This is a genomic window from Asanoa siamensis (genome assembly GCF_016862555.1).
GTDB lineage: Bacteria > Actinomycetota > Actinomycetes > Mycobacteriales > Micromonosporaceae > Asanoa > Asanoa siamensis.
Genome location: NZ_BONE01000001.1, coordinates 212,397 through 237,722, shown reverse-complemented (window position 1 = coordinate 237,722; position 25,326 = coordinate 212,397). Strand labels below are relative to the sequence as shown.

24 protein-coding genes and 1 pseudogene are annotated in these 25,326 nt (G+C 72.0%); 18 read left to right on the top strand and 7 right to left on the bottom strand.

Annotation, left to right across the window (positions count from 1 at the left end):
• Positions 1 to 81 precede the first annotated feature (81 nt).
• Both Asi02nite_RS01120 and Asi02nite_RS01115 read left to right on the top strand, forming a co-directional pair.
• Entirely contained in the window at positions 82 to 1,341 is a 1,260-nt protein-coding gene (locus tag Asi02nite_RS01120) for a sensor histidine kinase (protein ID WP_203710152.1), read from the top strand.
• 25 nt (positions 1,342 to 1,366) lie between these two features.
• Positions 1,367 to 2,050, top strand: coding sequence for a response regulator (locus Asi02nite_RS01115; protein ID WP_203710151.1), 684 nt, complete (start codon positions 1,367 to 1,369; stop codon positions 2,048 to 2,050).
• 2 nt (positions 2,051 to 2,052) lie between these two features.
• Here Asi02nite_RS01115 and Asi02nite_RS01110 read toward each other — a convergent pair whose 3' ends face one another.
• Positions 2,053 to 2,934 carry a DUF3109 family protein gene (locus Asi02nite_RS01110; protein ID WP_239126382.1) on the bottom strand — a complete coding sequence of 294 codons (882 nt, stop codon included), beginning with the start codon at positions 2,932 to 2,934 and terminating at the stop codon, positions 2,053 to 2,055.
• 76 nt (positions 2,935 to 3,010) lie between these two features.
• Between Asi02nite_RS01110 and Asi02nite_RS01105 the strand changes: the two genes are divergently transcribed.
• Together Asi02nite_RS01105 and Asi02nite_RS01100 are read left to right on the top strand one after the other, a co-directional pair.
• Positions 3,011 to 3,955: a Ppx/GppA family phosphatase gene (locus Asi02nite_RS01105; protein ID WP_203710150.1), complete on the top strand. Its 945-nt coding sequence runs from the start codon at positions 3,011 to 3,013 to the stop codon at positions 3,953 to 3,955.
• Positions 3,956 to 4,017: 62 nt separating this feature from the next.
• A complete protein-coding gene (locus Asi02nite_RS01100) occupies positions 4,018 to 4,818 on the top strand; it encodes a sugar phosphate isomerase/epimerase family protein (RefSeq protein WP_203710149.1) in 801 nt (266 codons plus the stop codon).
• On the opposite strand, the gene Asi02nite_RS01095 is transcribed toward Asi02nite_RS01100, so the two are convergent.
• Positions 4,815 to 5,348, bottom strand: a complete 534-nt coding sequence (locus Asi02nite_RS01095; protein ID WP_203710148.1) for a CGNR zinc finger domain-containing protein — start codon at positions 5,346 to 5,348, stop codon at positions 4,815 to 4,817. The two genes, Asi02nite_RS01100 and Asi02nite_RS01095, sit on opposite strands and share 4 nt — an antisense overlap.
• Positions 5,349 to 5,485: 137 nt before the next feature.
• Here Asi02nite_RS01095 and Asi02nite_RS01090 point away from each other — a divergent pair, with 137 nt between their 5' ends.
• The 6 genes from Asi02nite_RS01090 (at position 5,486) to Asi02nite_RS01065 (ending at position 10,747) form a co-directional block, all read left to right on the top strand.
• Positions 5,486 to 6,406, top strand: a complete 921-nt coding sequence (locus Asi02nite_RS01090; protein WP_203710147.1) for a proline dehydrogenase family protein — start codon at positions 5,486 to 5,488, stop codon at positions 6,404 to 6,406.
• A 101-nt stretch (positions 6,407 to 6,507) separates the two neighbouring features.
• Complete coding sequence (locus Asi02nite_RS01085) at positions 6,508 to 7,773, top strand: hypothetical protein (RefSeq protein ID WP_203710146.1); 1,266 nt, start codon at positions 6,508 to 6,510, stop codon at positions 7,771 to 7,773.
• A 228-nt stretch (positions 7,774 to 8,001) separates the two neighbouring features.
• Positions 8,002 to 8,211 (top strand): helix-turn-helix domain-containing protein, encoded by a 210-nt coding sequence (locus Asi02nite_RS01080; protein WP_089253551.1) that lies wholly within the window; start codon positions 8,002 to 8,004, stop codon positions 8,209 to 8,211.
• Positions 8,212 to 8,430: 219 nt separating this feature from the next.
• On the top strand, positions 8,431 to 8,532 hold the full coding sequence (locus Asi02nite_RS01075; RefSeq protein ID WP_007465623.1) for a 30S ribosomal protein bS22: 102 nt from the start codon (positions 8,431 to 8,433) through the stop codon (positions 8,530 to 8,532).
• Positions 8,533 to 8,642: 110 nt separating this feature from the next.
• Complete coding sequence (locus tag Asi02nite_RS01070) at positions 8,643 to 9,704, top strand: NAD-dependent epimerase/dehydratase family protein (RefSeq protein WP_203710145.1); 1,062 nt, start codon at positions 8,643 to 8,645, stop codon at positions 9,702 to 9,704.
• On the top strand, positions 9,701 to 10,747 hold the full coding sequence (locus Asi02nite_RS01065; RefSeq protein ID WP_239126381.1) for a lysophospholipid acyltransferase family protein: 1,047 nt from the start codon (positions 9,701 to 9,703) through the stop codon (positions 10,745 to 10,747). Before Asi02nite_RS01070 ends, Asi02nite_RS01065 begins: the two co-directional genes overlap by 4 nt.
• Before the next feature lie 126 nt (positions 10,748 to 10,873).
• On the opposite strand, the gene Asi02nite_RS01060 is transcribed toward Asi02nite_RS01065, so the two are convergent.
• The 3 genes and pseudogenes from Asi02nite_RS01060 to Asi02nite_RS01050 all read right to left on the bottom strand — a co-directional run bounded on the left by Asi02nite_RS01060 (position 10,874) and on the right by Asi02nite_RS01050 (position 13,996).
• Positions 10,874 to 11,749, bottom strand: a complete 876-nt coding sequence (locus Asi02nite_RS01060) for an HAD family hydrolase (protein ID WP_203710144.1) — start codon at positions 11,747 to 11,749, stop codon at positions 10,874 to 10,876.
• Between the two features lie 380 nt (positions 11,750 to 12,129).
• A pseudogene (locus tag Asi02nite_RS01055) lies at positions 12,130 to 12,987 on the bottom strand (DUF5667 domain-containing protein); the annotation flags it as partial.
• Positions 12,988 to 13,102: 115 nt separating this feature from the next.
• A complete protein-coding gene (locus tag Asi02nite_RS01050; RefSeq protein WP_203710225.1) occupies positions 13,103 to 13,996 on the bottom strand; it encodes an ECF subfamily RNA polymerase sigma factor, BldN family in 894 nt (297 codons plus the stop codon).
• Positions 13,997 to 14,580: 584 nt separating this feature from the next.
• On the opposite strand from Asi02nite_RS01050, the gene Asi02nite_RS01045 reads away from it, so the two are divergent.
• From Asi02nite_RS01045 to Asi02nite_RS01035, 3 genes are read left to right on the top strand one after another with little or no spacing between them, the layout of a single operon-like run.
• Complete coding sequence (locus Asi02nite_RS01045) at positions 14,581 to 16,080, top strand: AMP-binding protein (protein WP_239126380.1); 1,500 nt, start codon at positions 14,581 to 14,583, stop codon at positions 16,078 to 16,080.
• The gene (locus Asi02nite_RS01040; protein ID WP_203710142.1) at positions 16,073 to 16,309 is read left to right on the top strand and encodes a glutaredoxin family protein; all 237 of its coding nucleotides are present in this window, start codon (positions 16,073 to 16,075) and stop codon (positions 16,307 to 16,309) included. Before Asi02nite_RS01045 ends, Asi02nite_RS01040 begins: the two co-directional genes overlap by 8 nt.
• 10 nt (positions 16,310 to 16,319) lie before the next feature.
• Entirely contained in the window at positions 16,320 to 16,967 is a 648-nt protein-coding gene (locus tag Asi02nite_RS01035; RefSeq protein WP_203710141.1) for an HAD family hydrolase, read from the top strand.
• On the opposite strand, the gene Asi02nite_RS01030 is transcribed toward Asi02nite_RS01035, so the two are convergent.
• On the bottom strand, positions 16,956 to 17,600 hold the full coding sequence (locus Asi02nite_RS01030) for a response regulator (RefSeq protein WP_203710140.1): 645 nt from the start codon (positions 17,598 to 17,600) through the stop codon (positions 16,956 to 16,958). The genes Asi02nite_RS01035 and Asi02nite_RS01030 overlap by 12 nt on opposite strands.
• Before the next feature lie 81 nt (positions 17,601 to 17,681).
• Complete coding sequence (locus Asi02nite_RS01025; RefSeq protein ID WP_203710139.1) at positions 17,682 to 18,980, bottom strand: sensor histidine kinase; 1,299 nt, start codon at positions 18,978 to 18,980, stop codon at positions 17,682 to 17,684.
• Positions 18,981 to 19,294: 314 nt separating this feature from the next.
• On the opposite strand from Asi02nite_RS01025, the gene Asi02nite_RS01020 reads away from it, so the two are divergent.
• Genes Asi02nite_RS01020 through hemB form a run of 5 tightly spaced genes read left to right on the top strand, consistent with a single transcriptional unit; the run spans position 19,295 to position 24,843 of the window.
• On the top strand, positions 19,295 to 20,056 hold the full coding sequence (locus Asi02nite_RS01020) for a redox-sensing transcriptional repressor Rex (protein ID WP_203710138.1): 762 nt from the start codon (positions 19,295 to 19,297) through the stop codon (positions 20,054 to 20,056).
• Positions 20,053 to 21,360 carry a glutamyl-tRNA reductase gene (locus tag Asi02nite_RS01015; protein ID WP_203710137.1) on the top strand — a complete coding sequence of 436 codons (1,308 nt, stop codon included), beginning with the start codon at positions 20,053 to 20,055 and terminating at the stop codon, positions 21,358 to 21,360. Before Asi02nite_RS01020 ends, Asi02nite_RS01015 begins: the two co-directional genes overlap by 4 nt.
• Complete coding sequence (hemC, locus tag Asi02nite_RS01010; RefSeq protein WP_203710136.1) at positions 21,357 to 22,283, top strand: hydroxymethylbilane synthase; 927 nt, start codon at positions 21,357 to 21,359, stop codon at positions 22,281 to 22,283. The genes Asi02nite_RS01015 and hemC overlap by 4 nt, the downstream gene beginning before the upstream one ends.
• Positions 22,280 to 23,860, top strand: a complete 1,581-nt coding sequence (locus tag Asi02nite_RS01005; protein WP_203710135.1) for a bifunctional uroporphyrinogen-III C-methyltransferase/uroporphyrinogen-III synthase — start codon at positions 22,280 to 22,282, stop codon at positions 23,858 to 23,860. The genes hemC and Asi02nite_RS01005 overlap by 4 nt, the downstream gene beginning before the upstream one ends.
• Positions 23,860 to 24,843: a porphobilinogen synthase gene (hemB, locus tag Asi02nite_RS01000; protein WP_203710134.1), complete on the top strand. Its 984-nt coding sequence runs from the start codon at positions 23,860 to 23,862 to the stop codon at positions 24,841 to 24,843. Before Asi02nite_RS01005 ends, hemB begins: the two co-directional genes overlap by 1 nt.
• Positions 24,844 to 25,326: the final 483 nt, after the last annotated feature.

Sequence of the window (25,326 nt, the reverse complement as noted above, 5' to 3'; positions counted from 1 at the left end):
GCCGGTGAACATTGTGCGATACGCGCCCGGTTTGCCCGGCCCGACCAGCCCGTTCGTTAACAATGACCCTACGATCGCCTCGTGGAATGGGCGATCGTGGCTGGCGTGTGCGTCAGTCTGTTGGCGGGCTTCGCCGCCGGATCGCTGATCCCGCGCGTCAGGCGGCGGGGATCAGCGCCCGTCGCCGCTACCCGCGCTGCTGGCGAGGGAAGGCAGGCGATGCACGATCCGCAACCTGGGCTGGGTCGAAAGAGCCTCGACTCGCTCCGGGTCGGCGTCGTGGTGCTCGACGGGGACGACACGGTGGTGCTGGTCAACCCGGCCGCGCGGGCGATGGGCCTGCTGCGCTCCGAGGGCACCCCGGGCAGCATCGTCGCGCACCCGATCATCCGTACCCTGGCCGGCCAGGTCCGTCGTTCCGGCGTCCGCCGCGAGGTCGAGCTCGACATGCCGCGCGGCGACACCGACCCGCTCGGCGTGCACCTGCGCGCCGTCGGCCTGGGCGGCAACTTCGTCGCGGTCGAGGCGGCCGACGTCACCGAGTCGCACCGGGTCAGCCGGGTGCGGCGCGACTTCGTCGCCAACGTCAGCCACGAGCTGAAGACCCCGATCGGCGCCCTCCAACTGCTGGCCGAGGCGTTGCTCGACGCCACCGACACGACCAACGTGGGCCCGCAGCCCGGCGCCGGCCCCGAGGAGGACGTCGCCGCCGCCCGCCGGTTCGCCGTGCGGATCCAGCACGAGTCCACCCGGCTCGGCCGCCTCGTCAACGAGCTGCTCGAGCTGACCCGGCTGCAGGGCGCCGACCCGCTGCCCGACCCGGAGCCGGTCGCGCTGGACTGGGTCGTCGCCGAGGTCATCGACCGCACCCGGACGACCGCCTCGGCGCGCGAGATCGAGGTCGTGGTCGAGGGCAAGCGCGGGCTCACCGTCTACGGCAGCGACAGCCAGATGGCCACCGCGCTGGCCAACCTGGTCGAGAACGCGATCGCGTACTCGAAGGAAGAGACCCGGATCACCATCACGACCGGTCTGGACGAGGACTCGGTCATGCTTTCGGTGACCGACCAGGGCATCGGCATCGCGCCCGACGAGGTCGACCGGATCTTCGAGCGGTTCTACCGCGCCGACCGCGCGCGCTCCCGGGCCACCGGCGGCACCGGGCTCGGCCTCGCGATCGTCAAGCACATCGCCACCAACCACGGTGGCCGCATCGACGTCGTCAGCACACTGGGGGAGGGTTCGACGTTCACCCTCCGGCTTCCGGCCAGTCCGCCGGACGCCGCCCTCCCGCTACCCCCCTCTATTGAGATCGTGTCCGGATCGCCTCAGTCGAGCTGATCCGAGCGGTAAGGAAGGAAAGTCCGTGGCCCGCGTGCTCGTGGTCGAGGACGAAGAGTCGTTCTCCGATGCCCTCTCGTACATGCTGCGCAAGGAGGGTTTCGAGGTCTCGGTCGCACCGACCGGCACCTCGGCGCTGACCGAGTTCGACCGGACCGGCGCCGACATCGTCCTGCTCGACCTGATGCTGCCGGAGATGTCCGGCACCGAGGTCTGCCGCCAGCTCCGCTCGCGCTCCCGGGTGCCGATCATCATGGTCACCGCCCGGGACAGCGAGATCGACAAGGTGGTCGGCCTGGAGATCGGTGCCGACGACTACGTCACCAAGCCGTACTCGCCGCGCGAGCTGGTCGCCCGCATCCGGGCGGTGCTGCGCCGGCAGGGCACGGAGACGACCGAGCCGGACGTCCCGACGCTGTCCGCGGGCCCGGTCCGGATGGACGTCGAGCGCCACGTGGTGACGGTCGACGGCTCGGCCGTGCAGCTGCCGCTCAAGGAGTTCGAGCTGCTGGAACTGCTGCTCCGCAACGCGGGCCGGGTGCTCACCCGCGGCCAGCTCATCGACCGGGTCTGGGGCGCGGACTACGTCGGCGACACCAAGACCCTCGACGTGCACGTGAAGCGCCTGCGCTCGAAGGTCGAGCCGGAGCCCTCGACCCCCCGCTTCATCGTCACGGTCCGCGGCCTCGGCTACAAGTTCGAGCCGTAGGCCTAACGCTTCTTGACCGGGCGGGCGGGCTCGGCGCTGCCCGTCTGGTCGCCGTTGGCGGCGATGGGGGCGCGGCGCTTCGGGTCGGCCGGGTGCGGGGCGACCAGGCCGCGGCGGGCGCGGGTCGCGCACATCTCCGCCAGCTTCGCGTAGGCCGCCTTGCCGATCAGGGCGATCAGCTCCGGCTCGTAGGACTGCCACATCGCCTCGCGGCCGACGTGGGCCTCCGGTGACGACGTGCACCACCAGTGCAGGTCGTGGCCGCCCGAGCCCCAGCCGCGGCGGTCGAACTCGGTCAGCGTGGTGATCAGGATCTTGGTGCCGTCGGGGCGCTTGTGCCAGTCCTGGTCGCGGCGCACCGGGAGCTGCCAGCACACGTCGGGCTTGTATTCCAGCGGGTGCACGCCGTCGCGCAGGGCCTGGGCGTGCAGCGCGCAACCGCCGCCGGCCGGGAAATCCGGGTCGTTGAGGAACACGCACGGGCCGTCGGGGCCCTGTGTCGCCGTGCGCCGGGCCGGGGTCTTGCCGTCGACCGTGTCCATCTCGGTGTAGTTCTTGAACCCGCGCCGGTAGTGCTGCCACGTCTCGGGCGTCAGCTTCTTGGCCGCCGCGCGGACCCGGGACTCGTCGTCGGAGTCGGTGAAGAACGCGCCGTGCGAGCAGCAGCCGTCGGCCGCCCGGCCCTCGATGATGCCGTGGCAGCCCTTGCCGAAGATGCACGTCCAGCGCGAGAGCAGCCAGGTCAGGTCGGCGCGGATGAGGTGCTTGGGGTCATCGGGGTCGAAGAACTCGACCCACTCGCGCGGGAAGTCGAGGTCCACCTCGCGGCTGCGGGGATCGTCCGGCGAGTCGACGAGGACGCGAAGCTGGCGGCGTGCTGGCACCGAACAAGCCTACGCCCGGATCACGAACGCGCCGGCGTGCCGCACGGCGCGCCGGGCCCCGTCATAGGGTGCGGGCATGAGGCTCGGCGTGCTCGACGTGGGATCCAACACCGTTCACCTGTTGCTGGTGGACGCGCACCACGGCGCGCACCCGTGGCCGGCACACTCCGAGAAGGCCGTGCTGCGGCTGGCCGAGCAGATCGGGCCCGACGGCGCGCTCACCAAAGCCGGCGCCGACGCGCTGGTCAAGGCCGTCAAGGACGCGCAGGCGAGCGCCCGCCGGCTGCGCGCCGACGACCTGCTGGCGTTCGCCACCTCCGCGGTCCGGGACGCCACCAACTCCCAGGACGTGTTGCACCGCGTGCGCAAGGAGACCGGCGTACGCCTGCAGGTGCTCTCCGGCGCCGACGAGGCCCGGGCGACCTTCCTCGCCGTGCGCCGCTGGTTCGGCTGGTCGGCCGGCCGCCTGCTGGTGCTGGACATCGGCGGTGGCTCGCTGGAGATCGCGGCCGGCATCGACGAGACGCCGGACGTCGCGATGTCGCTGCCGCTGGGTGCGGGCCGGCTCAGCCGCGAGCGGCTCGGGGTCGACCACGACACCTCGACGCCGCCGTCGCCCAAGGCCGTCGACGACCTCCAGGCGTACGTGGAGAAGCAACTCGACCACGCCGGCTCCAAGCTGGCCGACGTCAAGTGGGACCGGGCCGTGGCGACCTCGAAGACCTTCCGCACGCTGGCCCGGCTGGCCGGTTCGGCGCCGTCCCGGCAGGGGCTCTGGGAGCCGCGCGCGCTGCCCGCCCAGGGGCTGCGCCAGGTGCTCGGCTTCGTCCGGCTGATCCCGCCGCGCCAGGTCTACGAGTTGGAAGGGGTCAGCGCCAGCCGGTCGCACCAACTGCTGGCCGGTGCGGTGGTCGCCGAGGCGGTGCTGCGGCGCCTGCAGGTGGACTCGGTCGACATCTGCCCCTGGGCGCTGCGCGAAGGCGTGATCCTCCGGCGCCTCGATCAGCTTGAATCGGCTTAAACTGGCGATTTTGGGGTGGCTCGTCCGGGTGGCCGAGGACACCTAGGACTACCCTGACAGTCGTGACCTCGCGCACCCCCGTACTGCTGTCAAGCTCTTCGGTCTTCCCCGAGCCGACCGCGGCCGCTTTCGAGATGGCCGCGCGTCTGGGCTATGACGGCGTCGAAGTGATGGTCTGGACCGACGCGGTGAGCCAGGACGCCGGCGCCCTGCGCGGGCTGGCCGCCCACTACGGCGTGCCCGTCCTGTCCGTCCACGCGCCCTGCCTGCTCGTCACCCAGCGGGTCTGGAGCTCCGACCCCTGGGAGCGGCTGCGCCGCGCGGCCGAGCTCGCCGAGGCGGTGGAGGCGCCGACCGTGGTGGTGCACCCGCCGTTCACCTGGCAGCGCGACTACGCCCGGTCGTTCCAGCCGGGGCTCGAGCGGATCGCGCACAAGCACAGCGACCTGACCTTCGCGATCGAGAACATGTTCCCGGTACGCATGGCCGGCCGCGAGTTCGTGCCCTACCAGCCGGGCTGGAACCCGACCGAGACCGGTTTCGACGCCTACACGCTCGACCTGTCGCACTGCGCGGCGTCCCGGGTCGACGCGCTGGCCATGGCCGACTCGATGGGCGAGGGTCTCAAGCACGTGCACCTGGGCGACGGCAGCGGCGAGGGGCGCGACGAGCACCTCGTGCCCGGGCGCGGCAACCAGCCCTGCGGCGAGCTGCTCCAGTCACTGGCCGGGCGTGGCTTCCGCGGCTCGATCGCCGTGGAGGTCAACACCCGGGGTGCCAAGAGCCGCTCGATCCGCGAGGCCGACCTGGGCGCGGCGCTCGAGTTCGCCCGCGCCCACCTGCCGGCTCCGGCGAAGGTCTAGACCGCGGCCAGCGTGGCCCGCTTGCGCGCGCGGTGCGCCGCGACGTGCGAGCGGGTGGCGCAGCGTTCCGAGCAGAACCGCCGGCAGTTGTTGGACGACGTGTCGAGGTAGACGTTGCCGCAGCGCTCGTCGGCGCACACCCCGAACCGGGCGCTGCCGTGGGTGCACAGCCAGACCGCGAGGCCCCAGACGGCGGCCGCCAGGTATTCGGAGCTCGCCGACGAACCGCGGCTGGTCACGTGCATGTGCCAGTCGCTGGCGTCGTGGCCGGAGATGCGGGGCTGCACCGGATGGTCCTTGAGGAGTGCGTTGATCTCCTCGACGGCTTCGGTGTCCTCGCCGGCGCTGCCGTACCGGAAGACGTCGCGCAGTCTCTTCTGGGCGCGGCGGAAGGTAGTCACGTCACGCTCGGTGACGGCGTCGCACATCCACGCGTTGTCCGCGATGAACACGGCCCGCAGGTCGTCGATGCCCTCCATCGGGGCGTTGACCAGGTCAACGGCGGTGCGCGCATACGCATCGAAGTTCACCCGACAACCGTAGACGACGCGGCACTCCGGTGCCTCGTCCGTCGGGTCACTCCGCGACCGTGCCCTTCCGCTTAGTGATCATGGTGAGCTGCCCAGCTCGCCGCGAGAGTCCCGCGCACGGGCGTTACGCTGCCGTCATGCTCCGTTCGGTCATCCTCGCCGCCTCCCGGTCATCCCGGGTCGAGCGGCTCGTCGAGACGGCTCCGTTGACCCGGGACGTCGTCCATCGGTTCATCGCCGGCATCACCGCCGATGACGCTCTGCACGCGACCCGCGACCTGGTCGGTGACGGGCTGGCGGTCACGCTCGATCACCTCGGCGAGGACACCGTCAACCCCGGCCAGGCGACGGCCATCAAGGACGAGTACCTCTCGCTGCTCGCCGCGCTCGCCGGGGCCAAGCTGACCCCGGCCGCCGAGGTCAGCGTCAAGCTCTCCGCCCTGGGCCAGAAGTTCGACGAGCAGCTCTCGTACGACCTCGCGCGGCAGATCTGTGCCGCCGCGGCCAACGCGGGCACGACGGTGACCCTCGACATGGAGGACCACACCACCACGGACTCCACCCTGGAGATCCTGGCCAAGCTGCGGCTCGACTACCCGACCACCGGCGCCGTCGTGCAGGCCTACCTGCGGCGCACCGAGGCCGACTGCCGGGAGCTGGCCACGATGGGGTCCCGGGTGCGGCTGTGCAAGGGCGCCTACAAGGAGCCCGAGTCCGTCGCCTTCCAGTCGCCGCTCGACGTCGACAAGTCGTACGTGCGCTGCATGAACATCCTGATGTCCGGTGAGGGCTACCCGATGCTGGCCACCCACGACCCGCGGCTGATCGCGATCGGTGAGGACCGGGCCCGCTGGTTCGACCGCGCGCCCGACGAGTTCGAGTTCCAGCTCCTGCACGGCGTGCGCCCCGACGAGCAGCGCCGGCTGGCCGGCGAGGGCTACACGGTGCGGGTCTACGTGCCGTACGGCGACGACTGGTACGGCTATATGATGCGGCGGCTGGCCGAGCGCCCGGCGAACCTCCTGTTCTTCGCCCGCGCCGTCAAATCGCGAAAGTAACTCGGCCGTACGGCTGATCCCCTGATCGGGTGTCCGGCCGTAATCTCGCCCGGATGGCTGAGGAGACAGGTGCGCCGGCTGCACCACGCCGGCGGAGATCCTTGTGGCTTCCCCTCGGCCTGGTCGCCGCGCTCGTGCTGTGCGTCGCCCCGGTCGGGGTCGGAGTCATGGTGTTCCGTGGGCTCGACTCGCCGGCCTGGCCGGCGGCGCCCGGCCCCGGCGTCGCGCCGGCCAGCAGCCCGGTCGCGGGCGACCCCGACAGGGTCACCGCCGCCTGGCTGCGCGAGCGGATCGGCACGGCGCTGGCCGCCCAGGGCACCGCGCTGCTCGCCGGCGACCAGGCCGGGTTCCTCGCCGCGGCCGACCCGGCCAGCCCCGCCGGCGCCACGCTGAAGGCCCAGTTCGCCTCGCTGCGCGGCATGAAGGTCACCCGGTGGGTGCCCTCGGCCGACTCGATCCCGTCGTCGGTCGGGGCGCGCCGGTGGCGCACGCTGGTCGAGGTCGAGCACTGCTTCGTCGAGCCCGACTGCAAGCCGATGACCATCACGTACGGCACGGTCTGGACCGACACCACCGCCGGGCTGAAGCTGGTCGGCATCGAGCCGTCCATGTCCACCTACGACGGCCCGCGCCCGTGGGAGGTCGACCAGCTCGTCGTCGCGACCGGCAAGCGGGTCATGGTGGCCACCACGCCCGCGTTGCGCAAGCAGCTGCCGACCGTGCTGGCCGAGGCCGAGAAGGCCGCGGTGGTCGCCGACCGCTACGCCGTGGGCGGGCCGCCGCCGGCGCACTACGAGGTCTTCTACGCCGGCACCGCGCAGTGGAAGCGTTGGTTCGGCGGCAGCCGGCCGTCCTGGACAGCCGGCTACGCGCTGCCCGTCGGCGGCCGCCAGGTCGACGTGGTCATCAACGCGGCCGCGCCGCAGCGCAACAACCTCGACGACCTGCTCCGGCACGAGATGACGCACGCCTCGACGATGCCGCCGAACGGGTTCCCGACGTCCGCCTGGTGGCTGGTGGAGGGGATCGCCGAGCTGGCCGCGTCCGGTGGGGCGGCGCCGCAGTCCTACGAGGGCATCCAGGAGGTCCGCAAGGTCGTCCGGGAGCGCGGGTGGGCCGGGCCGCTGGAGGACCTGAAGATCGCCGACGGGGCGGCCGACTGGGAGGTGGCCGGCGCCTACGGCATCGGCTACCTGGCCGTGCGGCAGCTCGCGGAGCGGTTCGGCGAGCCCGACGTGCTGGCGTTCATGAAGGCCCTCACCCATGAGCGGATGTCGATCGACGAGGCCAGCCGGGAGGTTTTCGGCGAGCCCTGGTCTGTGCTGAATGCGCAGTGTGTGGCCGCTGTGCGCGCTGCGGTTCGCTGACCCGGCGCCCCGGTTCGCCGATTCGGCGACTCTGCGGCCCGCATCACGCCCGATCGAGGCCCGCAAAATGTCCCCTTTAGGGGTAAATTTCGGGAAAACTCGGTGAGTTGGCTTGACGGATCATGATCAAACCCGCGAAGGCATCGCGCCGGTAACAGCGGCACCGCTACCGTACTAGTTACACGCGCGACTGACGGCGCGCGCCGGGGATGGATTGGTTGGTGAGCCATGGCAGGATCACCACAAGCCGACAGGCTGTCGGAGGTCAAGTTCCTCACGGTCGCCGAGGTGGCGACATTGATGCGGGTGTCGAAGATGACGGTCTACCGCTTGGTGCATTCGGGTGATCTCACCGCGGTGCGCGTCGGTCGATCGTTCCGGGTTCCCGAGCACGCCGTGAACGAATACCTACGCGGCGCGTTCCAAGAGTCCGCATAAGAGTGACCAAGGAGCCGGCCACGGGGCTGCGCAAGCCCCGTGGCCGGGGTCGCCTTGGTCGCCGTGTCGGGCGACGCGTACCCTGGATCGCGATTGCGACCCCGCTGTGCTGCTCATGCGTCCACGAGCCGGGTCGGGTCCGATGTCAGATCGTCGTCGGCCTTCACTTCCCCGTGTCGTCCGGCGCATGTCGCACGTTCACTGGGAGAGGGCTGTCGTATGGGCTCGGTGGTCAAGAAGCGCCGCAAGCGTATGGCCAAGAAGAAGCACCGCAAGCTGCTGCGCAAGACCCGCGTCCAGCGTCGTCGTCTCGGCAAGTGACGCGAACCCGGGCCTGACGTCGCGACCCGGGCCATCGGCCCGGGTCCGTCGAGGTCATCGGCCCGGGCGCGTCCGCGCGGCACCCTCCTGATCCTTGACCGGAGGCCAACGTGAGGTCGCGACCGACAGGCTCGGTTGTCGTCACCGGCGTCAGTCGGTTCCTGGGCGCGCACGTGGCCGCCCGGCTGGCCGCTGACGACCGGATCGGCCGCGTGGTCGGGCTCGACCCGCACGCGCCGCCACCCGAGTTCGCCCACCTGCTCGACGGTGTCGAGCAGGTGCGTGGTGACGCCGGTTCGGCCAGCACCGTGATCGCCGACCTCGAGGCCGAGGCGGTGGTCCACCTCGCGCTGATCACCGCGCCCGACCAGCGGCACGGCGGGCGGGCCGCGATGAAAGAGCAGAACGTCATCGGCACGATGCAGCTGCTCGCGGCCTGCCAGCAGGCGCCGCGGCTGCGCAAGCTGGTGATGCGCTCCTCCACGGCCGCCTACGGCGCGTCGTTCCGCGACCCGGCGGTGTTCACCGAGGACACCGAGCCCCGGGAGGTGCCGCGCGGCGGTTTCGCCCGCGACATCCTCGACATCGAGGGCTACGTCCGCGGCTTCCGGCGCCGCCGCCCCGACGTCACGGCCACCGTGCTGCGTTTCGCGCCGTTCATCGGCTCGAACGCCGACACCACGCTGACCCGCTACTTCGCCCGCCCGGTGGTGCCGACCGTGCTCGGCCGCGACCCGCGCCTGCAGTTCCTGCACATCGAGGACGCGCTGGAGATCGTGCACCGGTCGGTGGTCGACGACCACGCCGGCACGTTCAACGTCGCGGGCGCCGGTGTGCTCTCGCTGTCCCAGGCCATCCGCCGGGCCGGCCGCATCCCCGTGCCCGTGCTCGAACCCGGCCTGTCCGCCGCCTCCAACCTGGTCCGCAACCTCGGCCGCAGCGGTTACGGGCTCGACCAGGTCGACCTGTTCGTGCACGGCCGGGTGGTCGACACGACGCGGCTGGTCGAGGAGTTCGACTACACCCCGCGCAGCACCGCCGACGCGTTCGACGACTTCGTCTCCGGCCACCGCGGTGGAGCGGTGCTCGCCCGGGAGCAGTTGGCCATCGCGGAGCGGGCGATCCTCGACGGGATCCGGCAGGCCCGCGCGACCGTGCAGGAGAAGGCATGAACGACGACCACCGGCCCGACCGGCCGCCACGCAAGTCCACGCGCAAGGCCGCCCGCCGGGCGCCGGCGCAGAAGACCAACGGCACCGTCCGGCCGACGATCCTGCCGACCACCGAGTTCGTCGTCGACTCGCCGTCGACCAACGGCGCCGCGCGCAACGGGCACAAGGCCCCGCCGCCGCCGGCGGTCCTCGACCACCCGGGTGACGTCTGGGACGACCGGGTCGCCCGCGGGCTCGCCTTCCTGCGCCGCCGGCTGGCCGGTGACTACGAGGTCGACGAGTTCGGCTTCGACCCCGAGCTGACCGACAAGGTGTTCCTGCCGCTGCTGCGGCTGCTCTACCGCGACTGGTTCCGCACCGAGGTCTACGGCGTCGAGAACCTGCCGGCCAACGGCCCGGCCCTGGTCGTCGGCAACCACTCGGGCACGGTCGCGCTCGACGCGCTGATGCTGGCCACCGCGCTCAACGACCGCACGCCCAACCACCGGCACCTCCGGCTGCTCGGCGCCGACCTCGTCTTCCGCATGCCGATCGTCTCGGAGCTCGCCCGCAAGTCCGGCGGCACGGTCGCCTGCAACCCCGACGCCGAGCGGCTGCTGCGCACCGGCGAGCTCGTGGGCGTCTTCCCCGAGGGCTTCAAGGGCGTCGGGAAGCAGTACGCGCAGCGCTACAAGCTCCAGCGCTTCGGCCGGGGCGGTTTCGTCTCCGCGGCCCTGCGCACGGGCACCCCGATCGTGCCGGCCGCGATCGTCGGCGCCGAGGAGATCTACCCGATGCTCGCCGACATCAAGCCGCTGGCCCGGCTGCTCGGCCTGCCCTACTTCCCGGTGACGCCGACGTTCCCGTGGCTCGGCCCGCTGGGCATGGTGCCGCTGCCGAGCAAGTGGCTGATCGAGTTCTCCGCGCCGATCCCGACCGCGCACCTGCAGGACCAGGCCGACGACCCGCTGGTCGTGTTCAACCTGGCCGACCAGGTGCGCGAGACGATCCAGCAGACCCTGCACACGCTGCTCGAGCGGCGCCCCGACCCCTTCGGCCGCTGAGGCGAAAGCAACGGTCCGTTGTTAACGGTTTCCGTATAGGAACGGCCCATTCTTAACCTCGCGCTCGGGCCCACTGTTAAGAACGGACCGTTCCTATGGCGAAAGCGTTAACAACGGACCGTTCCTTCAGCCGGCGCGGCGCCGGCGGCGGGCCGCGAGGACCGTCGTGATCGCGCCGGCCAGCAGCCCCGCGGCCAGGGTCGACGGCACCGCCACCTTGGCCGCCTTGCGGCCCGTACGGAAGTCGCGCAGGTCCCAGCCCTGCTCCCGGGCGGCCCGGCGCAGCGCGGCGTCGGGGTTGACGGCGACCGCGTTGCCGACCGCGGAGAGCATCGGCAGGTCGTTGATCGAGTCGCTGTAGGCGGAGCACCGCCGCAGGTCGAGCCCCTCGACGTTGGCGAGCTGCTGGATCGCGTCGGCCTTGGCCGGCCCGTGCATGAGGTCACCGACCAGCCGGCCCGTGTAGGCGCCGTCGACCACCTCGGCGACCGTGCCGATCGCGCCGGTCAGCCCGAGCCGCTGCGCGATCACCCGGCCGATCTCCACCGGCGCGGCGCTGACCAGCCAGACCCGCTCACCGGAGTCGAGGTGGAGCTGGGCGAGCGCCCGGGTGCCCGACCAGATCCGCGGCGCCATCAGCTCGTCGAAGATCTCCTCGGTGAGCCGCTCGATGTCGTCGACCCGCCAGCCCTCGATGAACGCCAGGGCCACCTTCTTGGCGGACGACACGTCGCCCGCGTGCTCGGCGGCGAGCAGCCGGTAGCGGGCCTGCTGCCAGGCGAACCGGGCGAGGTCGGTGGTGGTGAAGTAGCGCCGGGCGGCGAGCCCGCGGGCGACCCAGTAGATCGAGGCGCCCTGCAGCATCGTGTTGTCGATGTCGAAGAAGGCGGCCGCGCTCTTGTCGACGTCGACCGCGAGCGCCGCGTCGAGCTCGGCCTCGGCCCAGCCCGCGGTGTGGCCGTGTGCGTCCGTGCTGATGGTCAGCTTGTGCTCGGATGCCACGCGCCACCTCCCGATCGCCTGCGCCGCCTCCAGCGAGGGTATCCGCCCGATGACGCCCGTTGCGCGATCGAGGCGCCCCCCGAGGTGGGGAACGCCCCGATCGTGGTAGTTCCAGCGGTCTGCCCGACTCAGGGCACGATGCCGCCGAGCAGGTCGCCCAGATCCTCGACCAGGTTGCCGCTCTTGCTCGGCGCCGGGGTCGGCGAGGCGGGCGCCGGGCTCGAACCCGCGGGCCGCTCGGCGTCGCCGGTCCCGGCCGGGGCGTCGGACGTGTCCGGCCGCGGGTCGGTCTTCTCCGGCCGGACCTCGTCGTTGGCCCGCTCCTGCTCACCCGACTGCGGCTGGCCGGCCGGCGCGTCGGCCGGAGCCTTGCCCGGTGCGCACGCACCCGCCAGCGGGCCGAGCGCGTCGGCACCCTCCGCGACGGCGCCGCACTCGAGCCCGCGACGCAGCTCGTCGGCCCGCTTCTCGACGGAGAGCAGCAGACCGACGGAGGTCAGCGCGCGTTCGTGCCGGGCACCCGTGGTGGTGCCGAGCAGGTCGCCGACCTTCGTGCGCTGCTGCTTGAGGAACGCCTCGACGGCGTCCAGGGCGGCCGTGTCGTGCCGCTCCATCGCCGTGGTCGTGAGCAGGCGTACGCCTTCGGTGGTGTTGGCGTCCATGTCGTCGAGCGCGTTCGCGAACCCGTCGCTCTCCCGGACCGCGGTCGCCTCGGCGAGGCGGTTGCGGGCGAAGTCGAGGAACAGCTGGCCCTTGGACAGGTCGGAGCTCGCCAGCGCGAGCTGGGCCCGCTCGGTGGACCGCTTGACCCCGTAGAGCGCGTCGCCCGGCACGGCGTTCTCGCTCGCCGCCGACATCCCCGAGATGGCGATCGCGCCGACGGCGACGCCGGCCAGGATCGCCCCACGGGTACGCAGCCGGCGCGCCCGCTGCTTCGGCGCGTGGGCCGCGGCGCGGAACGCCTCCAGGTCGACGGTCGCGCCGGTGTCGGCGATGTTGCCGATGCCCTCACGCTCCGCCGCGGCCACGAGCATCGCCCGCAGGCCCATCCGGAACTCGGGATCGACGTCCACGTCGATCGCGTGCTTGAGCGCTGACACCCGATGCCCGACAGCCACGACATCGGCAAGATCATTATCGACCGGAGACCGTACGTGGTGACGACGGCCGCCGTGGGCCTCGTCGAGAAGCTGGGCGAAGCGCTCGGCACGCCGTCGGTGGAAAAGCACGGAGTTCACCGCGGGCACCCCCCTTCGCTGATTACGACAGTGATGCCGGGATGGAAGCCCATCGCCGGACGCATCGAGTTCAACGGTCGTAAGGCACGAATAGTTACGGGGCGCCCGCCACGCGTCACGGTTGGAACCCGTCGGGCAGCAGCCGGGCGAGGGCTCTGACCGCACGGTACTGCAGGGCCTTGATCGCGCCCTCGTTCTTGCCCATGGCCCGCGCGGTCTCGGCGACCGAGAAGCCCTGCAGGAACCGCAGCACGATGCACTCCTGCTGCTCGGGGTTGAGCTGCTTGACGGCGGTGAGCAGCGCCACGTTGGTGATGTGGTCGACCACGGCCGCCTCGGGGCTGCCCTCGGGACCGCGGTCCTCGCGGTCGGCGTCGAGCACGTCGCCCGTCGTCACCTCGAGCCGGTAGCGCCCCGACTTGAAGTGGTCGGCGACCAGGTTGCGGGCGATCGTGACCAGCCAGGCGCCGAGGTCGCGGCCCTGCCAGGTGAAGCTGCCGATGCGCTTGAGGGCGCGCAGGAACGTGTCGGAGGTCAGGTCCTCGGCGAGCTGCCGGTTGCCGACGCGGAAGTAGACGAACCGGAAGACGGTGTCGACGTAGCGGTCGTAGATCAGCCCGAACGCCTCGGCCTCGCCCGCCTGGGCCCGCTCGACCAGCGTCCAGACCTCGGTGGCCGGGTCCGACGGGTCGGGGCGCGACGGATACTGCGGCGGAGCGCCGCCCGAGCCGCCGGTGCGCTGCTCGGTGATCGGCGGCACGGCCGGCAGGACGGTCGTCTCGCCGGCCTCCGCGGGGCTCTGGCCGGGGCCGGGCTGGGCGGGCATGGTCGGCCGGTTGGGCGTCCCGACGCGGCCGCCGTTGACCTGCTTCGCGTTGCTGCCCGGGCCGACCGGGCGACCGGGCAGGTCGGTGTGCGGTCGGTTGCGGGTCCGCCGGGCGCCCCCGTCGGCGACGGGACCGTCGCCACGCCAGGTGGATCCGTCACCTCGGATGTCGAGGCTCCGCATCTCGTGCAGCGTGCGGCGCAGGGCCGTGAGCCCGGCGTCGAGGGCGAGTCGCGCGTCGCGCACCTCGCGGCTGCACAGAACGCCGTCGGCATAGCTGTAGGCCGTCACTTGCCGCCCTCCTGGCCGCGTGCACGCGGACATAGGTGCTTATGCAACGCATGTATGGGCACAGCGGCCTCCTCGGGGATGAGGGGTGTGACTCACATACAAAAGGGGTGAGCCGACCCAAAGATGATAGGGCCAACATCACCCACGTGTGGGGAGTCCGTTACACAGAGCCGAAGTATTTCCCGATAGCACCTGAACGTGTCGCACATCTTGTCCGTTACCGGACCTACGCCACCTGGCCGGGCGACGGGCGCCACCTGCGGAAAGCGCGCGACACGCCGAATCGCGACACGCCGATGTATGCCGGCGCCTCTAACCGATCGGCGACACGCGGGTGGCCCGTCGGCTCGTGCGTACAGTCCCGTAGGCGGGATCGCGACGCACAGTCGCACGACCACGTGCGTGCCACGGTCGGCGACACTGTGCCAGACTCGGCGACCGTGGTGGACCGCCGTTCCGACACACTTGCCGACCGTGTGGCGGCAGCCGCTGTCGCGACACCTGACAAGCCCGCGCTCGTCTGGCACGACACGACGGTGAGCTGGCGCGAGCTCGACCGCCGCGTCGACGCCGCCGCGACCGCGCTCACCGGGCTCAACCTGTCGACGGGCGCTCGGGTTGCGCTCGCGTTGCCGAACTCACTCCGGTACGCGGTGACGTTCTTCGCCGTGCTCCGCGCCGGGCTGGTCGCCGTGCCGACCAACCCGCAGTACACCGCCCGGGAGCTGCGCCACGTGCTGGCCGACTCCGGGGCGTCCGTGCTGGTCGCGACCCCCGACGTGGGCCGGCTGGTCGAGGGCGTACGCGCGGACCTGCCGGAGTTGAGCCGCATTCTCGAGAAGCTGCCCGAGGACGCGACCGGCCCGGCGCCCGCGCCCGTCGGTGGCGACCTCGCCGTGCTGCTCTACACCTCCGGCACCGAGGGCCGGCCGAAGGGCGCCATGCTCAGCCACCGCGCACTGCTGGCCAACCATGAGCAGATCGACGGGATCACGCCGACGGTGCTCGGCCCCGGCGACACCGTGCTGCTCGCGCTGCCGTTCTTCCACGCCTACGGCCTCAACTCCGGCCTGGGCGCGGTCGCCTACCACGGTGCCACCGGCGTGGTGGTCGACCGCTTCGACCCGGCCGACGCCGTCGCCGTGATCGCCCGCCACCGGGTGACCGGGCTCGTCGGCGTCCCGTCGATGTACCAGGCCTGGTCGCTGCTGCCCGGCCTCGGCGAGGCCATGTCCAGCGTGCGGGTCGCCGTGTGCGGCGCCGCGCCGCTGGACGCCGAGACCTCGGCCCGGTTCACCCGGGCGACCTCGCACGCGCTCTTCGTCGGCTACGGCCTGACCGAGACCGCGCCCGTCGTCACGTCGACGCTGGCCAGCCCGACGCCGAAGGCCGGCTCCATCGGCCGGCCGATCCCCGGCGTGGAGGTGCGGCTGGTCGCGCCCGACGGCAGCGAGGTCTCGGAGGTGTCCGACCTGGACGGTGACGAGTTCGACCTCGAGGTCGGCCCGCCCGAGACCGACCCGGGCGAGATCGTCGTGCGCGGCGCCAACCTGTTCTCCGGGTACTGGCCCGACGGGAGCGGCGGGCCCGACGCCGACGGCTGGTGGGCCACGGGCGACATCGCGTACGCCGACGCCGACGGCGACCTGTTCCTCGTCGACCGCCGCGGTGAGCTGATCATCGTGAACGGCTTCAACGTCTACCCGCGCGAGGTCGAACAGGTGCTGGAAGCCCATCCGGGCGTGGCCGAGGCGGCGGTCATCGGGGTGCCGCATCCCTTCACGGGGCAGACCGTCAAGGCGTTCGTGGTGCGTACGCCGGGCACCCACGTCGAGCCCGAGGACCTGCTCGCGCACGCCGAGGAGCACCTCGCCCGGTTCAAGACGCCGACCGCGCTGGAGTTCGTCACCGAGCTGCCGCACTCCGCGATCGGCAAGGTGCGCAAGGCCGAGCTGCGGGGGTCCGACGATGCCTAGGATCACGTTGCTGACGCGGGTCGACTGCCACCTGTGCGACGACGCGCGGGCGGCGCTGGACCGGGTCGCCGCGCGTACCGGATCGGGTTGGACCGAGGTCGACGTCGCGAGCGACATCGAGCTCGAGCGGGACTACGGCGACCGGCTGCCGGTGGTGCTGCTGGACGGCGCGGAGCACGGTTACTGGCGGGTCGAGGAGGACCGGCTCGTCCGCGACCTGTCTGGGTAGAGTGCCTCGGGTGACGCGTACGCACCTGGTCTGGGACTGGAACGGCACCCTGCTCAACGATTTCGACCTCGTCCTGCAGGCGACCAACCACGCGCTCGCGACGGTGGGCGGGCCACCCGTGACCGCCGACCACCACCGGCGGCACTTCGTCCGGCCGGTCGCCGACTACTACGCGATGGTGCTCGGGCGGGCCGTCGACGCCGACGAGTTCGACCAGCTCGACGCGATCTTCCACGACGCCTACCGGGCCCGGCTGACCACGTGCGCGCTCGCCGACGACGCCGTCAACGCGATGCGCTCCTGGGGCGGCACGCAGTCGCTGCTGTCCATGTGGTTCCACGAGGACCTGGTGCCGGCCGTGACCGCGTTCGGGCTCGACGGGCGGTTCCGCCGGGTCGACGGGGTGCAGGTCGCGCTCGGCGGTGACCGGGCGTTCAAGGCGGGCCACCTCGCGCGGCACATCGCGGCGCTCGAGGTCCCCGGTGAGTCGGTCGTGCTGATCGGTGACTCGCTGGACGACGCCGACGCGGCCACGTCCGTCGGCGCCGGCTGCGTGCTCTACACGGGCGGCTTCACCGACGAGGACCGGCTACGGGCCTCGGGACAGCCGGTCGCGGCGACGCTGTCGGAAGCCGTGGAGCTGGCCTCAGCCGCGTAGGTAGGCCAGCACCGCGAGCACCCGGCGGTGCTGCTCCTCGTCGGGCGGAAGCTGCAGCTTGGTGAAGATGTTGCGCACGTGCTTCTCCACGGCGCCGTCGCTGACCACGAGCTTGCGGGCGATCGCGGTGTTGGACATGCCCTCGGCCATCAGCCCGAGCACCTCGCGCTCCCGGGCGGTCAGCTCGCGCAGCGGGTCGTCGCGGCGCCGGCGCACCAGGAGCTGGGCGACCACCTCGGGGTCGAGCACCGTGCCACCGCCGGCCACCCGGCCGAGCGCGTCGAGGAACTCCGTGATCGCCGCCACCCGGTCCTTGAGCAGGTAGCCCACCGCGCCGGCCCGGTCGGCCAGCAGATCGTCCGCGTACGAGACCTCGACGTACTGCGAGAGCACCAGCACCGGCGTGCCGGGCACCTGACCGCGGGCCTCGACGGCCGCCCGCAGGCCCTCGTCGGTGTGGGTCGGCGGCATCCGCACGTCGACGATCGAGACGTCAGGCTTCTCCCGGACGATCGCCTCGACCAGGCTCGGGCCGTCACCGACCGCGGCCACCACCTCGTGACCGTGTTCGGTCACCAGCCGGACCAGTCCTTCGCGGAGGAGCACGGCGTCGTCAGCGATCACAATGCGCACCGGTCCGAGCGTAGTGGAAGGGCCCCCGTCGGCAGGGGGCCCTTCAGTTGCCGCTCAGACCGGCGGACGGTCGGTTGCCGCTCAGACCGGCAGGCTCGCCTGGATCAGGGTCGGGCCGCCGGCCGGGCTGGTGACCGTGAGCCGGCCACCCGCCGCGTGCACCCGGTCGGCCAGGCCCGCGAGGCCGTGCCCCTTGGAGACGTGCGCGCCGCCCTCGCCGTCGTCGGAGATCTCGACCCGGACGTCCTTGCCCTCCCGGCTGACCACGACCCGGCAGATCTGCGCCCGGCTGTGCTTGGCGACGTTGGTGAGCGACTCAGCGACCACGAAGTACGCCGCGCTCTCGACCGCCGGGTCCAGCCGGCCGCCGCCGGTGCCGAGCGCGGGGTCGACCGAGAGCTCGATCGGGATCACCCCGCGGCTGGCCAGGGCCGCCAGCGCGCTGGGCAGCCCGCGGTCGACCAGAATCGGGGGTGCGATGCCCCGGGACAGCGAGCGCAACTCGTCGAGCGTCTCCCGCGTCTGGGTGAGCGCCTCCTCGATCGTGCGGCGGGCGGCCTCGGGATCGTGGTCGAACTGCTGCTGGGCCCGGCCGAGGTCCATCGCCAGCCGGACCAGGCGCTGCTGGGGGCCGTCGTGGATGTCCCGCTCGAGCTTGCGCAGCGCGGTCGCCTCGGCCGAGACGGCGGCCCGGCGCTGGCCCTCGAGCGTGGTGATCCGGTTGCGCATCTCGGCGACCCCGGTCAGCATCCCCTTGCTGAAGCTGGCCTGGAGCAGGGCCACGCCGCGCACCACGATCGGCAGGCTGAGCAGGAAAAACAGCCCGATGGCCGTGTAGAGGAGCAGGCGCGGGCCGGTGCCGCTGCCGAGCCCCAGCAGGGTGTTCAGGTCGACCTCGTCGGGGCTGCGGGGGATCGCCCAGTCGTAGGTCCAGTAGGTCAGGCCGCCGAGGGCGCCGGCCCACCACGTGATCGTGACCACGAACGAGAAGATCGACAGGACGAACTTCACCAGCGCGTGTACGACGTCGAGCCAGGACTGGCTGTCGCCGACGATCGCGAGGACCCGGCGGAACAGGCCCGCGTCGGGGGGCGCCGCGCGGTACTCCGGGCGGACGCGGGGGATGCGCAGCACCGGGCCGATGGCGAGCCGTTCGAGGTCGGCGAAGAAGCGGGCGAGGAGCAGGGCGCCGGCCATCACGGGCAGGCCGATGCCGGTGACGATCAGCCCGGCGCTGAGCACCACGCCGACCAGGGACGCGACGAAGCCCGCGATCGCCAGCGGGAAGCCCACGATCACGTACGCCGAATCGGTGAGCAGTTGGCGGACGATGCCCCGGGGGGCGGCGACCGCGGGGCTGGGGACGACGGCGGTTGTCATGCCTTCGACGCTAGGCATCGGCCCTGCTTACCCCCATCCCGTCGGCTTGCCTCTTCAGGGTAGGGCTGTCCGTACCACGCTCCACCAAGAGCAATCTGGAATTGGTGGCCCAGGTCCCATTTACGCAATAATCATGACCAGGGATCGGCGGATATCGAGTGACCAAGATCGCGATTTGTGCACGACTTCACAAGCGCCTAGGCTGTAACCCCGTCGAATCCCGTTAACACAGCCGGTCTCCGCACCTCACTGTGGGGGGCCCAGCACGCGGGCCCCGCTCGCGGGCAATCCGGACGATCGCCACACGGAGTCGCATGAGCCAGCACCGCCCTGGGGGCCCCAACGGACGGGCCGGCGGCGTACCCGCCCTGCCGGACCTGCCTGAGGCCACGGTGGCACGCCTGCCCGAATACCTTCGCGCGCTGCACAACCTCGCCGAAGCGGGCAACGACACCGTCTCCAGCGAGGAGCTCGCCGGGGCCGCCGGCGTGAACTCGGCGAAACTGCGCAAGGACCTGTCACACCTCGGGTCGTACGGGACGCGTGGTGTCGGTTACGACGTGGCGCTGCTGATCGACCAGATCGAGTTCACCCTGGGGTTGACCCAGCGCCGGGGCGTCGCGCTGGTCGGCGTCGGTAACCTCGGTCACGCCCTGGCCGGCTACGCGGGCTTCGCGAGTCGCGGGTTCCGCATCGCCGCGCTGTTCGACGCCGACCCCGCCCGGGTGGGCGAGCTGATCAACGGCCTCCATGTGCGGCACATCTCGGACCTCGCCGACGTGGCGGTCGCCGAGTCGATCGCGATCGGGGTGATCGCGACTCCCGCCGCCTCGGCCCAGGACGTCGCCGACGCGCTGGTCGCGGCCGGCGTCACCAGCATCCTCAACTTCGCGCCATGCGTGCTTTCGGTGCCCGATGGAGTCGATGTCCGCAAGGTCGACCTGGCGGTCGAGCTGCAGATCCTCTCCTTCCACGAGCACCGCAAGTCGTCGCTGACCGCCCTGCCGGGCGGCCTGGGCGGCGGCCCGGCAGGGCTCGTGTCGGCGGCCGAGCCGGAAGAGGCGGTGGGCACGTGAACCTGATCGTGGTGGGTGCTTCCTACAAGACCACGCCGGTCGCGATGCTGGAGCGCATCGCGGTGCCGGCGGCCGACCTGACCGAGACCCTCGACCAGCTCGTCGCCCAGCCCTACGTGCGCGAGGCGGCGGTGCTGTCCACCTGCAACCGGGTGGAGATCTACGCCGCGGTCAGCGGTTTCCACGGCGGCCTGGGCGACATCTGCAACGTGCTCGGCGCGCGCGCCGGTCGGGCGCCGGCCGAGCTGGCCAACCACCTCTACGTGCACCACGACGCCGCCGCGGTCGAGCACGCGTTCCGGGTCGCCACCGGGCTCGACTCGATGGTGATCGGCGAGGCGCAGATCCTCGGCCAGCTCCGCGACGCGTACCACGCGGCGACCGAGGCCGACACCGCCGGCCGCACCCTGCACGAGCTGATGCAGCAGGCGTTGCGGGTCGGCAAGCGCGCCCACGCCGAGACCGGCATCGACAAGGCCGGCCAGAGCGTGGTCACCGCCGCGCTCGACATCGCCGCCACCCACTTCCCGGGCGGCCTCGCCGACCGGCCCGCCCTGGTGGTCGGTGCCGGCGCGATGGGTGCCCTCTCCGTCGCCACGCTGTCCCGCACCGGCGTCGGCCCGGTCTCCGTGACCAACCGGGGCGCCGACCGCGCGGTGCGCCTGGCCGCCGCGTACGGCGCGACCGCCGTGCCGATGACCGACCTGGCCCACACGCTGGCCGAGGTCGACCTGGTGATCGCCGCGACCGCGTCCACCGAGCCCGTGCTCACCCGGGCGACCGTCGAAGCGGCCCTGCGCGGCCGCACCACGCCGCTCGTCCTGCTCGACCTGGCCGTGCCGCGCGATGTCGAGCCCGAGGTCGCCGGCCTGCCCGGCGTCGTCGTGGTCGACATCGACACGCTCGCCGCCGAGCTGCGGGCCGGCCAGCACGCCTCCGACGAGCTGGCGGTCGAGGGCATCGTCGAGACCGAGGTCGAGTCGTTCGTCGGTTGGCTGCGCGGTGCCGACGTGGCACCGACCGTCGCCGCGCTGCGCACCCGGGCCGACGAGGTGGTCGCCGCCGAGCTGAGCCGGCTGCGCCAGCGCCGCCCCGAGCTGACCGAGGAGCAGCGGGCCGAGGTCGCGCACTCGGTGCACCGGGTGGTCCGCCGCCTGCTGCACTCGCCGACCGTGCGGGTCCGGCAGCTCGCGGCCGAGCCGGGCGGCGACCAGTACGCCACGCTGCTGCGGCAGCTGTTCGACCTCGAGGTCCCGCAGACCGCCCAGGTCGACGACGTTCCCCCGTTGGGAGATGACGCATGAGCGCACTGCGGTTGGGCACGCGTGCGAGCAAGCTCGCGCTGGCCCAGTCCCGCCTGGTCGCGGCCTCCGTGACCGCGGCCACCGGCCGTCCCGTGGAGCTGGTCGAGATCACCACCGCCGGCGACCGGTCGAACGCCCCGGTCGCCCAGCTCGGCGTCGGCGTGTTCGTGTCCGCGCTGCGCGACGCGCTGACGGAGCGCCGGATCGACCTCGCGGTGCACTCCTACAAGGACCTGCCGTCGGCCCAGCCCAACGCGCTGCACATCGCGGCCATCCCGCTGCGCGAGGACCCGCGGGACGCGCTGATCGCCCGCGACGGCCGGACCCTGACCGACCTGCCCGACGGTGCCACGGTCGGCACCGGGGCGATGCGTCGGATCGCCCAGCTCAACGCTTTGCGGCTGCCGCTGCGGGTGACGCCGATCCGGGGCAACGTCGACACCCGGATCAAGCGGGTCACCGGCCCGGAGGCCGACCTTGACGCCGTCGTACTCGCCCGCGCCGGGCTCGCCCGGCTCGGGCGGCTCGACGAGATCACCGAAACGCTCGACCCGATGCTGATGCTGCCCGCACCGGCACAGGGTGCGCTGGCGGTGGAGTGCCGCCACGACGACCATGACCTGGTCGAGGAGCTCGGAGCGCTCGACGACGGACCCACCCGCGCCGCGGTCACCGCGGAACGGGCGTTGCTGGCCACGCTGGAGGCCGGGTGCAGTGCCCCGGTCGCCGCCTACGCGGAACTCGCGGAGGGCGAGGACGGCGACGAGATCTACCTGCGCGGTGCGGTGATCAGCGCGGACGGCGAACGCGCCATCCGGCTGTCGCGCACCGGAACGCCCAGCGCCGCCGCGGAGATCGGCAAGGCACTCGCCGCCGAACTCCTCGACCGTGGTGCCGATACCTTGTTTGGGAGCACAGAATGACCCGCACCCGTAAGCCCGCAGGCCACATCTCGTTCGTCGGGGCCGGACCCGGCGACCCGGGCCTGCTGACCCGCCGGGCGCACGACGCGTTGGTCGAGGCCGACCAGGTCGTCTACGACCGCGGCGTGCCGGAGACCCTGCTCACGGCGATCCGGGCCGAGGCCAAGGACGACGCGCAGTTCACCCCGGCCGAGGGCGCCTCCGGCGACGTCGCCAAGGTGCTGATCTCCGCCGCGCGCTCCGGGCTCTCCGCCGTGCACCTCGTCGCCGGCGACCCGTTCGGGCACGAGTCGGTGGTCAAGGAGGTGCAGGCCGTCGCCCGCACCGCCGTCCACTTCGAGGTCGTGCCGGGCGTCGGCCAGGCCGAGGGCGTGGCGACCTACGCGGGTGTCCCGCTTCCGGGCCTGCGTACCGCCGCTGACGTCGACGACGTCTCGTCCCTCGACTTCGAGGCACTGGCCACCGCGGTCGCCCGCGACTCGCTGGCCCTCGCGGTCGACGCCGGTGACCTGGCCGCCCTCCGCGACGGCCTGCTCTCCGCCGGCCTCGACGGCACCACGCCGGTCGGCGTGACCGGCGACGGCACGGGCGAGACCCAGTTCACCACCACGTCGACGGTCGACAGCTTCGTCGCCGCCGCGCTCGGCTTCACGGGCCGGGTGGTGCTCACCCTGGGCGCGGGCGTCGCGCACCGCGACAAGCTGAGCTGGTGGGAGAACCGCCCGCTGTACGGCTGGAAGGTGCTGGTCCCGCGCACCAAGGAGCAGGCGGGGGCGATGAGCGCCCGACTGCGCGCGTACGGGGCGATCCCCTGCGAGGTGCCGACCATAGCGGTCGAGCCGCCGCGCACCCCCGCCCAGATGGAGCGGGCGGTCAAGGGCCTGGTCGACGGCCGCTACGCCTGGGTGCTGTTCACCTCGGTCAACGCGGTCCGCGCGGTCTGGGAGAAGTTCGGCGAGCACGGCCTCGACGCCCGCCACTTCGGCGGCGTGAAGATCGCCTGCATCGGCGAGGCCACCGCCGACGCCGTACGCGCCTTCGGCATCCAGCCCGAGCTGGTCCCGGCCGGCGAGCAGTCGTCCGAGGGCCTGCTGGCGGAGTTCTCCCCGCACGACGAGGTCCTCGACCCGGTCGGCCGGGTGCTGCTGCCGCGCGCCGACATCGCCACGGAAACCCTGGCGGCCGGCCTCACGGAGCTGGGCTGGGAGGTCGACGACGTGACCGCGTACCGCACGGTCCGCGCGGCCCCGCCGCCGGCCGAGATCCGCGACGCCATCAAGTCGGGCGGCTTCGACGCGGTGCTGTTCACCAGCTCCTCCACGGTCCGCAACCTGGTCGGCATCGCCGGCAAGCCGCACACCCGCACGGTGGTGGCGGTCATCGGCCCGAAGACGGCGGAGACGGCCACGGAGTTCGGCCTGCGGGTCGACGTCCAGCCGGCCCACGCCTCGGTCCCGGACCTGGTGGAAGCGCTCGCCTCGTACGCGGTGGAGTTGCGCGAGAAGCTGGCGGCCATGCCGGCCAAGCAGCGCCGCGGTTCCAAGGTCCAGGGCCCGACCGCCCTCCGGTTCCGCTGATGGGTTTCCCGAACGTGCGCCCACGCCGCCTACGGGTCAACCCCGCGATGCGGCGCCTGGTCGAGGAAACGAAGCTGGCCCCGTCAGAACTGGTCCTCCCGATGTTCGTCAAGGAGGGCCTGACCGAACCACGCCCGATCACCTCGATGCCCGGCGTGGTCCAACACTCCCGCGAAAGCCTACGAAAGGCAGCCGCGGAAGCGGTCCGCGCGGGCGTAGGCGGCCTCATGCTGTTCGGAGTCCCGATCCACAAGGACCCGGAGGGTTCGGGAGGCCTGGACCCGAACGGCATCCTCAACGTGGCGATCCGCGACGTCATCTCCGAGGTAGGCGACAGCACGGTAGTCATGGGCGACCTCTGCCTGGACGAGTTCACGTCCCACGGCCACTGCGGCGTCCTGGACGCCCAAGGCAGGGTAGACAACGACGCGACGCTGAAGGCATACGCCACAATGGCGGTAGCTCAAGCGGAAGCAGGCGTACACGTGGTGGGCCCATCAGGAATGATGGACGGCCAGGTAGGTGCGGCCCGCCAGGCCCTGGACGCCGCAGGCCACCAGGACGTAGGAATCCTGGCCTACGCGGTCAAATACGCATCGGCTTTCTACGGCCCATTCCGCGAGGCGGTCGAATCCTCACTGGAGGGCGACCGCCGCACGTACCAACAAAACCCAGCCAACTTCCACGAATCGCTACGCGAGGTAAAATTGGACGTGGAAGAAGGCGCGGACATGGTCATGGTCAAACCAGCACTAACAAACCTAGACATAATCCACGCGGTCCGCAAAGAGGTCACACTCCCGGTAGCGGCCTACCAAATCTCAGGCGAATACGCAATGGTAGAAGCAGCGGCAGCGAACGGCTGGGTAGACCGCGAACGCGCCCACCTGGAAACACTAACCTCAATCCGCCGAGCAGGCGCCCAAATAATCCTGACCTACTGGGCAACGGAAGCAGCCACCCTCCTCCGCACCCGCTACTGACAACACCCCGCGCCGTGACGACCGCACAAAGCTCCCCGCGGTCCGACGCAGAAAGCCCGCCTGGCTGCTCCTCACACGCCGGCCCCTAGCCCGCCCGCAATTGGGCAAGGACCGCCCGCGCCCGCTGCGACCTACGCTCACACTCTCCCGACATCTGACGACACGACACCTGTCGAGAGAATCGAGACGCCAACGGCCGCCCAGCCAGCGTGACCGACGCGCGCCAGCACGAGCCGACGGTGCGCCGCGAAACCGCGCGACGCGCTGACTTCGCAATCCGGCCGGCGCACCGACCTCCTCGCGCACCGACCGGCCGGAAAACGCGAACCTTCGCTCCCACGCAGCGGAGCGATCCCGCAACCCCGAAACACCATGTCTGGGCCCGCCCTCCACCCAGCCACCACAGCAAGACGGGACCGGCAAGCCATCCGCGGCACCCCGGGCAACTGCTCCAACCGCTCGCGAACCCCACGCCCCGCGCCC

Bases quoted from the DNA above. Each gene is read 5' to 3' on its own strand.
- Asi02nite_RS01025 (WP_203710139.1), bottom strand. From the start codon at position 18,980: ATGACAACCGCCGTCGTCCCCAGCCCCGCGGTCGCCGCCCCCCGGGGC.
- Asi02nite_RS01075 (WP_007465623.1), top strand. From the start codon at position 8,431: ATGGGCTCGGTGGTCAAGAAGCGCCGCAAGCGTATGGCCAAGAAGAAG.
- hemC (WP_203710136.1), top strand. From the start codon at position 21,357: ATGAGCGCACTGCGGTTGGGCACGCGTGCGAGCAAGCTCGCGCTGGCC.
- hemB (WP_203710134.1), top strand. From the start codon at position 23,860: ATGGGTTTCCCGAACGTGCGCCCACGCCGCCTACGGGTCAACCCCGCG.
- Asi02nite_RS01080 (WP_089253551.1), top strand. From the start codon at position 8,002: ATGGCAGGATCACCACAAGCCGACAGGCTGTCGGAGGTCAAGTTCCTC.
- Asi02nite_RS01040 (WP_203710142.1), top strand. From the start codon at position 16,073: ATGCCTAGGATCACGTTGCTGACGCGGGTCGACTGCCACCTGTGCGAC.
- Asi02nite_RS01090 (WP_203710147.1), top strand. From the start codon at position 5,486: ATGCTCCGTTCGGTCATCCTCGCCGCCTCCCGGTCATCCCGGGTCGAG.
- Asi02nite_RS01020 (WP_203710138.1), top strand. From the start codon at position 19,295: ATGAGCCAGCACCGCCCTGGGGGCCCCAACGGACGGGCCGGCGGCGTA.
- Asi02nite_RS01005 (WP_203710135.1), top strand. From the start codon at position 22,280: ATGACCCGCACCCGTAAGCCCGCAGGCCACATCTCGTTCGTCGGGGCC.
- Asi02nite_RS01050 (WP_203710225.1), bottom strand. From the start codon at position 13,996: ATGCGGAGCCTCGACATCCGAGGTGACGGATCCACCTGGCGTGGCGAC.
- Asi02nite_RS01065 (WP_239126381.1), top strand. From the start codon at position 9,701: ATGAACGACGACCACCGGCCCGACCGGCCGCCACGCAAGTCCACGCGC.
- Asi02nite_RS01105 (WP_203710150.1), top strand. From the start codon at position 3,011: ATGAGGCTCGGCGTGCTCGACGTGGGATCCAACACCGTTCACCTGTTG.